Origin of the sequence: Paraburkholderia fungorum, assembly GCF_902833645.1 — a bacterium.
GTDB classification, from domain to species: Bacteria; Pseudomonadota; Gammaproteobacteria; order Burkholderiales; family Burkholderiaceae; genus Paraburkholderia; species Paraburkholderia fungorum.
The window spans coordinates 754,884-768,457 of the sequence record NZ_CADFGE010000001.1 but is presented as its reverse complement, the minus strand read 5'-3'; the positions used below and the strand labels follow the sequence as shown (position 1 = coordinate 768,457).

At 60.2% G+C, this 13,574-nt stretch carries 12 protein-coding genes and 1 tRNA gene; 3 read left to right on the top strand and 10 right to left on the bottom strand.

Features of this window, described 5'->3' with window-relative positions:
- Nucleotides 1–62: 62 nt before the first annotated feature.
- Together HWX91_RS03425 and HWX91_RS03420 are read right to left on the bottom strand one after the other, a co-directional pair.
- Nucleotides 63–1,211: a porin gene (locus tag HWX91_RS03425; protein ID WP_028200150.1), complete on the bottom strand. Its 1,149-nt coding sequence runs from the start codon at nucleotides 1,209–1,211 to the stop codon at nucleotides 63–65.
- A 534-nt stretch (nucleotides 1,212–1,745) separates the two neighbouring features.
- Nucleotides 1,746–2,003 (bottom strand): hypothetical protein, encoded by a 258-nt coding sequence (locus HWX91_RS03420; protein WP_028200149.1) that lies wholly within the window; start codon nucleotides 2,001–2,003, stop codon nucleotides 1,746–1,748.
- Nucleotides 2,004–2,443: 440 nt separating this feature from the next.
- On the opposite strand from HWX91_RS03420, the gene HWX91_RS03415 reads away from it, so the two are divergent.
- On the top strand, nucleotides 2,444–2,647 hold the full coding sequence (locus HWX91_RS03415) for a cold-shock protein (protein ID WP_028200148.1): 204 nt from the start codon (nucleotides 2,444–2,446) through the stop codon (nucleotides 2,645–2,647).
- Nucleotides 2,648–3,016: 369 nt separating this feature from the next.
- Entirely contained in the window at nucleotides 3,017–4,171 is a 1,155-nt protein-coding gene (locus HWX91_RS03410) for an exonuclease domain-containing protein (protein ID WP_028200147.1), read from the top strand.
- A 118-nt stretch (nucleotides 4,172–4,289) separates the two neighbouring features.
- Here the strand turns inward: HWX91_RS03410 and HWX91_RS03405 are convergent, their stop codons facing one another.
- The 3 genes from HWX91_RS03405 to HWX91_RS03395 form a co-directional block, all read right to left on the bottom strand.
- A complete protein-coding gene (locus HWX91_RS03405; RefSeq protein ID WP_028200146.1) occupies nucleotides 4,290–4,886 on the bottom strand; it encodes a chorismate mutase in 597 nt (198 codons plus the stop codon).
- Between the two features lie 337 nt (nucleotides 4,887–5,223).
- On the bottom strand, nucleotides 5,224–5,373 hold the full coding sequence (locus HWX91_RS03400) for a hypothetical protein (protein WP_028200145.1): 150 nt from the start codon (nucleotides 5,371–5,373) through the stop codon (nucleotides 5,224–5,226).
- 509 nt (nucleotides 5,374–5,882) lie between these two features.
- The gene (locus HWX91_RS03395) at nucleotides 5,883–6,998 is read right to left on the bottom strand and encodes an aldo/keto reductase (RefSeq protein ID WP_028200144.1); all 1,116 of its coding nucleotides are present in this window, start codon (nucleotides 6,996–6,998) and stop codon (nucleotides 5,883–5,885) included.
- 128 nt (nucleotides 6,999–7,126) lie between these two features.
- Between HWX91_RS03395 and HWX91_RS03390 the strand changes: the two genes are divergently transcribed.
- Nucleotides 7,127–8,038 carry a LysR family transcriptional regulator gene (locus HWX91_RS03390; RefSeq protein WP_244143992.1) on the top strand — a complete coding sequence of 304 codons (912 nt, stop codon included), beginning with the start codon at nucleotides 7,127–7,129 and terminating at the stop codon, nucleotides 8,036–8,038.
- Between the two features lie 440 nt (nucleotides 8,039–8,478).
- Here the strand turns inward: HWX91_RS03390 and HWX91_RS03385 are convergent.
- The 5 genes from HWX91_RS03385 to pepN all read right to left on the bottom strand — a co-directional run bounded on the left by HWX91_RS03385 (nucleotide 8,479) and on the right by pepN (nucleotide 13,420).
- A tRNA-Thr gene (locus HWX91_RS03385) sits at nucleotides 8,479–8,554 on the bottom strand.
- Between the two features lie 55 nt (nucleotides 8,555–8,609).
- On the bottom strand, nucleotides 8,610–9,626 hold the full coding sequence (locus tag HWX91_RS03380; protein WP_028200141.1) for a class 1 fructose-bisphosphatase: 1,017 nt from the start codon (nucleotides 9,624–9,626) through the stop codon (nucleotides 8,610–8,612).
- A gap of 121 nt (nucleotides 9,627–9,747) precedes the next feature.
- On the bottom strand, nucleotides 9,748–10,203 hold the full coding sequence (locus tag HWX91_RS03375; RefSeq protein WP_028200140.1) for a HigA family addiction module antitoxin: 456 nt from the start codon (nucleotides 10,201–10,203) through the stop codon (nucleotides 9,748–9,750).
- Nucleotides 10,204–10,219: 16 nt separating this feature from the next.
- Entirely contained in the window at nucleotides 10,220–10,501 is a 282-nt protein-coding gene (locus HWX91_RS03370) for a type II toxin-antitoxin system RelE/ParE family toxin (RefSeq protein ID WP_028200139.1), read from the bottom strand.
- 222 nt (nucleotides 10,502–10,723) lie between these two features.
- Complete coding sequence (pepN, locus tag HWX91_RS03365; protein WP_028200138.1) at nucleotides 10,724–13,420, bottom strand: aminopeptidase N; 2,697 nt, start codon at nucleotides 13,418–13,420, stop codon at nucleotides 10,724–10,726.
- Between the last annotated feature and the right edge of the window lie 154 nt (nucleotides 13,421–13,574).

The window sequence follows — 13,574 nt, the reverse complement described above, 5'->3', positions numbered from 1 at the left end:
GTGGCGACATAAAAAAGGCGCCGCGAACGGCGCCTTGGATACTGCGGCGATTGCCGACCGCTTTAGAAGCGGTGACGCAGACCTGCGGTCACGGCGACCTGCTTGTTGTTGCCAGAAGCGGCCAGCCCGTTGATGTCGGCGTCGACAACAGCGTTCTCGTTGACTTGCTGGTATTCGCCTTGCAGATAGACGTCCGTGCGCTTGGAGAGCGCGTACGCCGTTTGCAGGTTGAACTGGTTCCAGTGCGGGCGTGTGCCAGCAAGGCTTGCTCGGGTGTACGTGTACGAACCGGCGATGCTCACTGCCGGCGTCAGCGCGTAGCGAGCGTTAGCTTCGAAGTTCTGGAAGTGAGCGCTGCTGCCACCGAAGCCGCCGATACCACCGGTTTGACCCGACGCGCCGGCGCCGATGCCAGCCAGACCCGACAGGTTCGTTTGCGAGTACACGAGACCGACGGTAGCCGGGCCGAATGCATAGTTAGCACCCGCGCCCCAGGTTTGCTGGCGGCCCGCGAAGAACGTGTTGTCGCTCGAAACCGCGCCGCCCGAATTGAACGCTGCCGCTGCGCCAGTCGCGCCATTGCTGTTGAGTTGCAAGTAAGCAGCAGCGATATTCAGGCCGCCCCAGTTGTACGAAGCGCCCGCACTGTAAGCGCGGTTGTTGGCGAAGCCGTCAGCCTGGTTCGAGAAACCGTACATGCCGCCGAACTTGAAGCCGCCGTAGTTCACGCTCTGGTACTTGACCGAGTTGTTGACGCGGAACGAGTTGTTGAGGTTGTCGTTATCGAACGGGTGGGCGAACTGCGTGCCGCCATATTGCGTGCCGGTAAGCGCCAGCGGACCCACGTAGTCGACCATGCTGTCGTATTGACGACCGAGGGTGACGGAGCCGAACTGATCGCTGGACAGGCCGACGAACGCTTGACGGCCAAATTCGCGGCCGCCTTGTTTCAGCGTGCCGTCATTGATGCCGAAGCCGTTTTCCAACGTGAAGATGGCCTTCAGACCGCCGCCAAGATCTTCTGCGCCACGCAAGCCCCAACGGCTGCCGTTCACCGAACCGCTGGTTTCTTGCCAGTTGCTGTGACCGTGCTGGTTATTCGTATAAGTGATGCCGGCGTCGATCAAGCCATACAGCGTGACGCTGCTCTGGGCATGTGCTGCCGTTGCAAAAACGCCCGTGAGGGCTGCGACCATGAGTGTCTTCTTCATCTTGTAACTCCGTGAGCTAGAGTGGGCTTTTTGAACCCAGGCTTAAGGAGACCTTCACGCGGGCGCAGCGAGAGGCGAAATCCGCATGAGAAACGCGTTGTACTCCAAACGCGCCGGTTTCCGGTTAGGCAGAGTGTAAAGAGACGCTCACAAAAGCGCGCATTCCGAATTTCGCAATAAAGTATTACTGGATGTGAAATGATGGACGAATTCCGCTTAAGCCTTACTGATAAAGGCTTTCAGCGCTATTGATGGGGAGTGGGAAGCGAATTGACGGAGTTGCGTTGTTCATTTGCGACAGTAATCGATGCAAAAAAACAACGCGATAAATCATACAAAAAAGGATTGTTGTTGCTATGGAAACAGATGGTTGTTAATTATGCGAATAATCGATTGCGTTTAAACCGCTATACTGAAAGTTCTGCTTTCCGAAGCAGACTTTTTCGTTGACGAAAAAGATCTCCAAACCTTTGTCGGCGCGACTTCCCAGTCGCGCTTTTTTTTGCTCGCTGGTTATGGCTTCGCGGGCGCCAGTCAGTGTGCTGGCGCGGCGTTGTCCACTTCGCTCCAGTCGGTCAAGGTTGAGATGCTCCAGTCTTCCATCACATAGCGGCGTGCGTCCATGGGTGACGACAACAAGTTTTGCCAATGGTCCCCATGCCACATCGGATCAAATTCGAACACTGAAGGTGACGTGGCGGCCGGTTCAGACTGAGCGGGAACCGTGCTGGCGCGCGGCTGATGCGGTTGGGTGAGCCAGGTAATAAGGCGGCGGAATTCATTGAACAGCATAGTAATCTCCCCTGAAGCGAATTACTTCTCGCTACTGGTTTCCATCATGCGGCGATGAGTGCAGCGCAACAACTCGGATAAACACTTACCAAAAACATGTCTTGTTACATATTTTCATTGGCGGGAGAAGTTTTTGCCGATATTGCCAGTATCTGGCACCGATTAAGTAATATTGACTTGAAAGATTGTCCGGTTTTCGCTGACTATGCTGCTGTGATTTTGATTCATCCGGCATCGCATTATCGTGACCTGTACTAAGGGCATATGAAAAATTCGCTTGACGGTAATTCTTCGTTCCCCGTATAACGGCAATGCTGAATTTCAATCGCCGGATCTGATTGTGCAGGCCTTCTGAAATGTTCTGTCGCGGACGTAATGGCAATGAAGTGCGGCTTGAGGGCAACGTGCCCATTTTGATAAACCTCGAGGGAAACTGGAATATGGAAACTGGTATCGTCAAATGGTTCAACGATGCTAAAGGCTTTGGCTTCATTACATCGGATTCGGGTGGCGAAGACCTGTTCGCGCACTTTTCGGAGATCCGCTCCGAAGGTTTCAAGTCGCTGAAGGAGAATCAGCGCGTTTCCTTCGAGGTTAAGGCGGGCCCGAAGGGCAAGCAGGCGGCGAACATCCAGCCGCTGTAAATCGCGCGCGGCTCTGCGCGTGCCTCAGGGCAGTGTGATCCTGATCGCCCCAAAAGCCTTCGCCAGATGCGAAGGCTTTTTTACATTCGTTCATTATGTCGACGTGCCTGATTTTATTAACTATCTGGTTCGTATTAAATATATGAGGTTATACGGGCGGTAAAGTGGTGTCTCCCGAAGTTTTTAAGCCGGAGTTTCAAGCCGGAGTCATAAAAATATAATAATGCGCAGCGCTGAGCGGGTCAGGGATCGTGCGAAATGCAGTCTTTGCAACGCGTGGCACCCAAGGCAAAGCAATACGGGGTGGGTGCGAGGCGGCTAACTGGTGCATACTTGCCGCAAAGCCACGCGTCCAAAGTATCCTTTTCCATGTCTGAACAGTTTGTGCCAGAGTCGGCTCTGGCTATGCCGATCGTCTTCGTCGACCTTGAAACCACCGGTGGCTCGACCAGCGAACATCGCATCACCGAAGTTGGGGTGGTTGAAATAGGGCCGGCCGGCGTATCGCGTTGGAGCAGCCTGGTCGACCCCCAGCAACCGATTCCCTCTTTCATTCAGCAACTGACCGGCATCACGAACGCGATGGTGCGAGGTGCGCCGACGTTCGATGCCATCGCCCCGGTTCTATTCGAACGCCTGAATGGCAAACTTTTCGTAGCGCACAACGCGAGTTTCGACCGCGGCTTTCTGCGCGGAGCGTTTCGCCGGGCCGGCCTGGCGTTCGATCCGGATGTGCTGTGCACGGTGCGGCTGTCGCGCGCATTGTTTCCGGCGGAAAAACGCCATGGACTCGACGCGCTGGTGGAGCGTCATGGCCTCGTTCCGTCCGATCGTCACCGCGCGCTGGCCGACGCCGATCTGATCTGGCAGTTCTGGCAGCGTCTGCACGGCGGTCTCGTGCCATTAGAGGTTTTGCAAGCGCAGATCGAACGCACCACACGGCGCTACCGGCTTGCGGGCGACATCACCGAAGACCTGCTCGATACCGCACCGGCGGGGTGCGGCGTGTATGCCTTCTATGGAGAAGACGACCTCCCGCTGTATGTCGGACGAAGCGTACGCGTGCGTCAGCGGCTACGCTCACATCTGACGGGCGAGCGACGTTCGTCGAAGGACATTCGGCTCGCGCAGCAAGTGCGGCGGGTCGAATGGCGTGCGACAGGCGGTGAACTGGGTGCCATGCTCGCGGAGGCACAGTTGATCGCCACACTGCGTCCCGGCCATAACCGCGTGCCGCGCGTCACGAAGAGCGATCCGGTGGATGCGCCCTGGCCGTTCGAAGGTCCGGTCGTATTTGAGGAGCGTGAAGAAGCGTCGCACGCACGCGCTTTTCACGTTGTCGACCGGTGGCATTACCTCGGGCATGCGCCCTCGCTCGCGCAGGCGGCGACACTGCATGCATCGAGCGTGACTGGCCCCTTCGAGTTGTCGACCTATCGGCTTCTGCAAAGTCATCTTGCGCGCGGCTTGCGTGTGATGCCGTTGAGCGTTTCGAACGGCATACCGGTGGCGACTCTGGCTTAAGGCAGGGTTTCCCCAGCGGTGTCCCTTTGCTTGATACGGGTGCAATCCGCCTGTAGGGCGGTGGCCGAATGTGAGTTACTTGAGGCCCCGATCCGGCCGCGCAGACCGCACAGAGCGACTAGCCCGTCGCACCGACTCCACCTGTTTCGCACACATGGCCGAGCGCGCGCGTCAACGCGCTCGAGCGGGTCGAGTCGTAGCGCGTCAGCGATTTCCAGTTGGCGAGCGACTGTGCCACGCGCGACGGACAATCCTGCGCCGTGCGCAGCGGCTGCACGCGCGCGAGTCCGGCCACGAGTGACTGCGTCAACCGGTCCAACTGCGGCCTCGTGCTGGTGGCCAGGTCGGGCGCGGGACCTTCGGGCGGGCGCGTGCTACGCCAGTTGGCAAACAGCGCGTTCTGCACGTCCTTGCTGGCGTCGATCTGATCCTGGAAGAAGGCGCGTGCAAACGCCGGATCGACGTTCGCCGCGACGGCACGCTTTTCGACGTCGGCGAGCAGCGCGTTCTCGCGTGGCGTATCCGTAATCGGTTGATGGTTCGCCCACTTCCAGCGTGCCACCGGTTCCGCGAGCGCGAGACGCTGCGATGCCAGGGCGATCAAGCTGGTCAGCGCGGTGTCGTCGCCATCCGCAACGGCGGGAGTGGGCACCAGCGCGATTGCGGTGAATAAAGCGAGCGCACATGACGCTCCAAAGCGATACGAGCGATTCATCGAAGAGGGGAGTGACCGGATGGCCGCAGAAGAAAAACCAGAAGAATAGACGATGCGCCGGTCAAATGGGCTTAAGCGGGATTAGGTAGGTAGGCCGGGCGGGCTCAGGCTGACGTGCCGATCGATTGCAACAAACGACCAGCAAGCGACCAGCTATTCAAAGACGCCCGTCAGAGACGTGCGCTAACAAGGCGCCAGGCCACATGTGCCAGGCGCCGCGATCAGGCAGGCGTAACCCGCGCCGCGCAAGCGGCAACAGACAATCGTAGGGGCGCGTGCAAACCGTCACCGCGCGCCGAACGCGCGGACGCAGATGCTGCATCGCGCCACAGCCCAATTACTTCGAGTCGCACGACTTACGTTGTTCGTCGAAAAATGCGCGAACGTGCTCAGGCAGTTCGGCACCCAAAAACTCGACGCCAGCGGGTTCCGGATCCGGGCTAAAGACTTTATCCGGGGTCGGAATCTTCGGTGGTTTGGCATCCATGATCTTTCTCCTTTACAAACCGATTATCTGCCTCGGTCCCCGTTTTACACCAGCGTCTGATGCGGCTCAGATGTTTGTGTTGCTTTAACGGTACAGGCCGACACGGGAGCGGAATGTTTGAATAGAATTTATTGGTTGACTGCATCCGGCCGAATTCGCCGCCGTCAAACAAAGCAGTCCGATATCTCCGCCGTGCCCTCCTCAGCCTTGCCCCGCGCGCCTTCCGCTCATTATCTCCATTGCATCACAGTATGGTCTGTTCAACTGTAAGCATATGAACAAATGGCAGTGCTTTTTGTGCACTGCCGCATTGGAAGGATTTTCTCTGCGTTAGGCCGAACGTTCGTTAATTACCGATTCGTTCAGTGCGGTCATTCAGCCCCTCATTTGTTGGTAAACGAACGATTGCCCGAATTCGTTGACGATCGGGAGTGTTTTTTCAGGTTATTTTTCGCAAATAAAAAGGCGCCGCGTCCTCGAAGAAGCGCGGCGCCTGCATCGGATGATTTTTACGCTTTCGGCGCTGGAATTTTCACAGGTGCTGAGTAGGCTGCGGATTTGTCGGCGACTTCGACCTGCCCGTGAATCCGCGCCTGATGGCCGTCCGCAAACATGTAGTACGGGAACGGACGGGCAGGCTCCGAAACGGCATCGAGCCGTGCGGCCAATTCCGGAGCGAGCGTGAAATCGAGCGAGCCAAGCGACTCCTGCAACTGTTCCGGCCGGGTCGCGCCGACAATGATGCTCGACACGCCGCGCTTCTGATGCAGCCAGTTCAGCGCGACTTGAGCCATCGGCCGTCCTGCCAGATTCGCAACGGCCTCGAGTTCCGCAACGATGCGAAAGTTGCGCTCGGTCAGCTTGTCGAATCCCGGCGGCGGTGCGCTCGCGAGGCTCGCAAGACGCCCGTCGCCGGAAATGGCGTTTGCCGCTCCGCTTTGCGACGGACGATATTTGCCCGACAGCATCCCCATGCCTAGCGGACTCCACGGCACGAGACCCATGCCGAGATTGGCGGCGAGATCCGCGAATTCGTTTTCGGCGTTGCGTTCGATCATCGAGTACTCGAGTTGCATGGCCGCGACGGGTTCGAAACCGCGCCAGTCAGCCAACGTCTGCGCGCGTCCGGCGAACCACGCGGGCGTATCCGACAGGCCGACGTAGCGGATCTTGCCCGCGCGCACCGCGTCGTCCATCGCGCGCATCACTTCGTCGACCGGGGTGACGCGGTCCCATGTGTGCAGGTAGTACAGGTCGATGTAGTCGGTGCCCAGGCGCTTAAGCGAGCCGTCGAGCGCACGCAGCAGATTCTTCCGGTGGTTGCCGCCCGCGTTTGGATTGCCGGTCTCGGCGTTGTAGCCGTACTTGGTGGCGATCACCAGCCGGTCGCGCAGACCGCGCGCCGCGACGAATTTGCCCAGCCATTTTTCACTGGTGCCTTCGGTGTACAGATCGGCGGTATCGATGAAGTTGCCGCCGGCATCCACATACAGGTCAAACAGGCGTTGCGCCGATTGTTCCTCCGCGCCCCAACCCCATTCGGTGCCGAAGGTCATCGTGCCGAGTGCGATCGGGCTTACGCGAAGGCCCGAGCGGCCGAGCAGGTTGTAGCGGTCCATCGTCATGTCAGTCTCCTTGAGTGATCAGGCGGGAAGAGTTGAATCGATGGAGTAATCGTGCGCTGATTTTTTACTTGGAAAAATGACCTCTGTCTGCAAGCATTGTGAAGTGCGGCTTAATAATGGAGATCGAGATGGATCCAGCCCAGTTGCCGGCCTTAACGGCGTTTGTGTGCGTGGCGCGTCACGGCAACTTCACGCGAGCGGCTGCTGAATACGGGGTGACGGCGTCGGCGCTGTCGCAAAGCATTCGCTCGCTCGAGACGCAGCTGAATGTGCGCCTCTTCAACCGGACCACCCGGCGTGTCGCCTTGACTGAGGCGGGCGCACAATTCCTCGCTCGTGTGCTGCCTGCGCTGGGTGAGCTGGAAGCCGCTTTTGAGGCGCTCGATGAAACCCGCGATCAGCCTGCTGGCACCTTGCGCATTAATTTGCCGAGGGTCGCGAGCGAGATGCTGGTGCTGCCGCATCTGGCGGAGTTCACACAACGTTATCCGCAGATCCGCCTCGACCTGACACTCGACGATGGTTTCGCCGACATGGTCGGCGAAGGCTTCGACGCGGGCATCCGGCTCGGAGAACGGGTCGCGCAGGACATGGTGGCGGTGCCGCTGGGCGGCGCTATCCGCATTGCCGTCGCTGGCTCACCGGCTTACTTCGAGCGCTACCCGGTACCGGCGACGCCGGCCGATCTCGCGGCTCATGATTGTCTGCGCTACCGCTTCTCGACCAGCGGCGGTATTTATCGATGGGAGTTCGCGCCGCCCGACGATGCGTCGCGCGTGTTCGAAGTCGAGACGCGCGGGAGTCTGGTCACTAACGATCTGCGTACGATGGTGAGGGCGGCAGAGCAGGGCGTGGGCCTCCTTCATGTGATCGACGACTACGTGAAGGAGCAACTCGCGGATGGTCGTCTGGTGAGTGTGCTGGACGCATGGTGTCCAAGCTTCCCGGGTTTTTATCTGTACACGGCGAGCCGCGTGCAGATGCCCTTCAAATTGCGCGCGCTGATCGATTTCCTGAAGGAGAAGCGCGAGTTTCAATAGAGATTCCGCGCCATTTTAGTAGCGAATTGCGCCGTGGGCCGGTGAGGGCGCGCCGCGCCGCCTATGGTTGTGGCAGCGATCCACGGCGTACGGTGCGCTGGCTAACGGACGCACCGCGCCTCGCGCGGAAGATGGCTGTCTTCGCCCCTCAGAGAGTTCACCATGGAAAACGCTGTCTACTGGCAAGGACGCCAGGTCGGAATCGAGTGTGCCGGCCGGATATCGTGGTTTCCGTCAGCGCCGCAGGAAGCGGTGTTGGCGTATGACACGAAGCCGGCTGAGAACCTGATCGTTGCAGATGCAGTGGTCGCTCGCAATCTTGGCATGACTGCGCGATGCGACCGATGGGACTTTGGCGGGTAGACTCCGCGAATCTCGCAAAGCCGCGACAGAAAACAAAAAGCCCAGTCACGAGGACTGGGCTTTTTGCTTGAATCTTGTGGTGCCGGAAAGAGGAATCGAACCCCCGACCTTCGCATTACGAATGCGCTGCTCTACCGTCTGAGCTATTCCGGCATCAGGAGAAACGAGATTATAGGGACTCTTTTACGAACTTGGCAAGCCCCTGCGATTACTTTTTTGCTTCCAGATGGTAACGGGTGACACGGTCGACTTCGTTCTTCGAGCCGAGGAATACCGCCACACGCTCGTGCAGGCTCTTCGGCTGGATGTCCAGAATGCGCTTCTCGCCGTTGGTCGCGGCGCCGCCCGCCTGCTCGACGATGAATGCCATCGGGTTCGCTTCATACATCAGGCGCAGCTTGCCCGGCTTGTCCGGCGTGCGCTTGTCGGCCGGGTACATGAAGATGCCGCCGCGGTTCAGGATACGGTGCACATCGGCCACCATCGACGCGATCCAGCGCATGTTGAAGTCGCTCTGGCGCGGACCTTCCTTACCCGCCTTCAACTCGCCGATGTATTTCTCGACCGGGGGATACCAGTGGCGCTCGTTCGATGCGTTGATCGCGTATTCACGCGTCTCGACCGGAATGCGCATATCGCTTTGCGTGAGCACCCACGAACCCAATTCGCGGTCGAGCGTGAAGCAGTTCACGCCGTTGCCGGTGGTCAGCACCAGCACCGTTTGCGGGCCATAAACCGCATAGCCTGCCGCGACCTGCTGTGTGCCGGGTTGCAGGAACGATTGTTCGGTGGGTTGCTGGCCGTCCGGGCAGCGCAGCACCGAGAAGATCGTGCCAATCGACACGTTGACGTCGATGTTCGACGAGCCGTCGAGCGGATCGAACACCAGCAGGTATTCGCCCTTCGGGTAGTTGGCCGGGATCGGGAAGAACTGTTCCATTTCCTCGGACGCCATGCCCGCGAGGTTGCCGCCCCATTCATTCGCTTCGAGCAGGATTTCGTTCGACAGGATGTCGAGTTTCTTCTGCACCTCGCCCTGAACATTCTCGCTGCCAGCCGTGCCGAGTGCGTCGCCCAGCGCGCCCTTGCTGACGTGGTAGCTGATCGCCTTGCATGCGCGCGCGACGACTTCGATCAGAAGGCGCAGGTCGGCCGGCAGGTTGTTGGTCTCGCGCTGCTGCTCGATCAGGTACTTTGTGAGAGTGGTACGACGTTGCAAAGCCATTGCTGTACTCCGGGAAGGCTTGAGGAATGTCTCGATTTTAACCGCTCGCCGTGTCGGTTCCGTGCTTTTGAGGTGCAAGAACCGGCGACGGTGCTACCGGACCCTGCAAAGGCCCGTGAATTCACGCTTTGCGGCGAGCCTTGATGGCCGTGACATTGCCTGTGAGGCTCGCCGCAAGCGCCGCCGCCCGGGCGTGTTCGGCCGAGACTTTCGGCAGTTTCGGCCGGTTCGCCCTGGGCATCGGCTCGATCTCGCGTTCGATCTGCTCGCCGGCCGCGGCGGTGGCGACGCGCAGGTCGTACGCGATCTGCAGATTTAGCCAGAACGGCGCACTCGCGCCAAAGTAGCGTTCGAGCCGCAGTGCGGTGTCAGCCGAGATGGCGCGTTTGCCGCGCACGATGTCGTTGATGCGCGGCGCCGGTACTCGCAGCGCAAGTGCGAGCGCATTGACGGACATGCCGAGCGGCTCGAGGAACTCGCTGCGCAGAATCTCCCCCGGGTGAGTCTCCGGGATGCTTTCTCCCGTGCCGATGTCGGAGAAGTCGATACTGCCCAGATCGGAGCGTTTGATGACCATGGTGGTCTCCCAATAATCAGTGATAGTCGACAATTTCGACATTCAGCGCCTCCCCGTCGACAAAATGAAAACAGATGCGCCACTGCGCGTTGATGCGAATGCTCCACTGCCCGCTGCGCTGGCCTTGCAAGGCTTCGAGCCGGTTGCCCGGCGGCGCATGCAGGCTGCGGATGGACTCCGCGGCATCGATCATCAGCAGCTTGCGGCGTGCGAGCGCCTGCATGTAGAGCGGCAGTGAATGCACGAACTTGCCGTGGAAGATTGCTGCCGTAGCCTTGTCGCCGAATGTCGTGATCATGGGATGATATAACGCGGTGCGTTAAACGTAAACCGTTAAATGAATGCGTTTACTTTCACCCTGCCGAGTCGATACGAATAGTCGTCCAGACGGCTAACGTCGAGCACTGTAATGCCGCGCCACGGCGCAAATTCAGGACGAAAAAAAGCCGGCAACACGTGCCGGCTTTTTGCTGCGGGAAGCGTCTTCAGAAGCGCGTTCAGCAGCGCCGTCAGATAAGCCTCACGCCAACGCTTTCTCCACGATCTCGCGCACGTCGCGCGACTTCGCCTGTGACGCCACTTTCTCCAGCGCCGCGCGCATGCCGTCGCGCAGCGCCGGCGTGAAGCGGCGCCACAGTTCCAGCGAACGGGCGAGGCGGGCGGCCACTTGCGGATTGATGGCGTCGAGCGCGATCACCTGGTCGGCCCAGAACGCGTAGCCCGAGCCGTCTTCGGCGTGGAACTGCGCCGGGTTTGCCGCACAGAAGCTGAAAATCAGCGAACGCGCGCGGTTCGGATTCTTCAGGTTGAACGCCGGGTGCGTCATCAGCTTGCGCACGGTCTCGATCACCGGACGCTGCGCGCTGCCGCGCTGCGTGGCTTGCAAGGCGAACCACTTGTCGATGACGAGCGGCTCCTTTTCGAAGCGCCGGTAGAAGTCGTCCAGCGCCTCCTGCGCCTGAACGCTGCCGCCATTCGCGGCCGATGCATTGAGCAACGCGGAGAGCGCCGCAGAGCGGTCGGTCATGTTGTTGGCGGTGTCATATTGCGCGGACGCGAGACGCACGGCTTCAGCCGGATCGTCCAGTTCCGCCAGATACGACAAGGCAAGATTCTTCAGCGCGCGATGACCGGAAGCCTCCGGCGTGGCTTCGTAGGCGCCCGGCGTGCGGTGCTTGTCGTACAGCGCAAGCCAGTCTTTCCTGAGCGCATTCGCGAGGCGCTTGCGCACGAATTGCCGCGCGGCGTGCACGGCAGCCGGGTTCGATTCGGCCATCTGCTCAGCCAGATAGGCTTCCGACGGCAGCATCAACGCCAGCTCGCGGAAAGCGGGCGAGAGCGTTTCGTCGGTCAGCACACGGGCGAACGCGTCGACAACCGAGTCGTCGAGTTGCAGGGGCACGCCGGTGGCGGCACGCCCGGCGAGCGTCAGCAACTCGCGGGTGGCGAGCCGCTGGCCGGCTTCCCAGCGGTTGAACGGATCGCTGTCGTGTGCGAGCAGGAACGCGAGCTGTTCGGCTGAATAGTCGTATTCGACAATCACCGGCGCCGAGAAATTGCGCAGCAACGAGGGCAGCGGTTCCTGCGCGACGTTGACGAACGTGAAGGTCTGCTCGGTCTGCGTGAATTCCAGTACGCGCGTGGTGGCGTCCGAAGCTTTGCTTTCGCCTTCCAGTTGCACCGGCAGGTCGTGGCCGTCGTTGCCGATCAAACCGATCGCGAACGGAATCAGCAACGGCCCCTTTTGTGTTTCACGCGCGGCCGGCGCTGCGTCGCCATAAGATTGCGTGAGCGTCACGCTGTAGCGCTGTTGCGCGGCGTCGTACCGGGTGCGAACCGAGACGCGCGGCGTGCCGGCCTGGCTGTACCAGCGCTCGAATTGCGCGAGATCGCGGCCGTTCGCGTCGGCGAGCGCGTGACGGAAATCGTCGCACGTTACCGCCTGCCCGTCATGACGCTTGAAGTAAAGGTCCATGCCCTTGCGGAAGCCGTCGCGGCCGAACAGCGTCTGATACATCCGCACGACTTCGGAGCCTTTTTCGTAGACCGTCATTGTGTAGAAATTGTTGATCTCGACGTAGCTTTCCGGGCGCACCGGGTGCGCCATCGGACCCGCGTCTTCGGCAAACTGCATCTGGCGCAGCACGCGCACGTCTTCGATGCGTTTGGTGGCGCGTGCGGCTTCATCGGTCGCGCCGCCTGCCATGTCGGCCGAGAATTCCTGATCGCGGAACACCGTCAGGCCTTCTTTCAGGCTCAACTGGAACCAGTCGCGGCACGTCACGCGGTTGCCGGTCCAGTTGTGGAAATACTCGTGACCGACCACCGCCTCGATGTTCGCGAAGTCGGTGTCGGTTGCCGTTTCGGGGTTCGCCAGCACGTACTTCGTGTTGAAGATGTTGAGCCCTTTGTTCTCCATTGCGCCCATGTTGAAGTCGCTCACCGCGACGATCATGAAGCGGTCCAGATCCAGTTCCAGCCCGAAACGCTGCTCGTCCCAGCGGATCGAGTTGATCAGCGAATCCATGGCGTGACGCGTCTTGTCCAGATCGTGCGGTTCGACCCACACCTGCAGCAGCTTTTCCTTGCCCGAGCCGCTCGTCACGCGTTCTTCGAGCGCAACCAGCTTGCCCGCGACCAGCGCGAACAGATAACTCGGCTTCCTGAACGGGTCTTCCCAGCGGGCGAAATGGCGGCCGTCCGGCAGATCGCCTTCTTCGAGCAGATTGCCGTTCGACAGCAGCACCGGATAGTCGGCCTTGCTGGCGCGCAGCGTGACCGTGAAGGTCGCCATCACGTCGGGGCGATCAAGGAAATAGGTGATGCGGCGAAAACCCTCGGCCTCGCACTGCGTGAAGAAGTTGCCGCCCGACACATACAGGCCCGACAGCGTGGTGTTTTCCGCCGGATTGCAGATGCTGGTGAGCGTGAGTTCGAAGTGATCCGGCACATTCTCGAGCGTGAGGCCGTGCTCGTGCGCATGCGCGTTGGCAAACGCGGCGCCGTCCATCTCGGCGCTGACGAACTCGAGTTGTTCGCCCATCAGTTCGAGATTCGAAGCGCGGGCCGCGTCCGGGTTGCGGCGCACCCGCATCGTGTTCCTGACGACGGTGCGTTCGGGGATCAGATCGAACTCCAGCGCGACGGTGTCGATCAGGAAGGCGGGCGGCGCGTAGTCGGCGCGGCGGATCACATTGGGCGTTGCGGTATCGGCCATGGCGTTCTGTAGTGATGGGACTCGAGCCGTCACGCGTGCTCATGGCGCGCGAGCCGGGCTTGTCGAGCCATTGTACAAAGGCTCGGCCGATCGTGCGGCTCGAACTTTTTACCGAATCGCCAGGTCAGCGTATTATCGGACGCCCGCGCGGCAA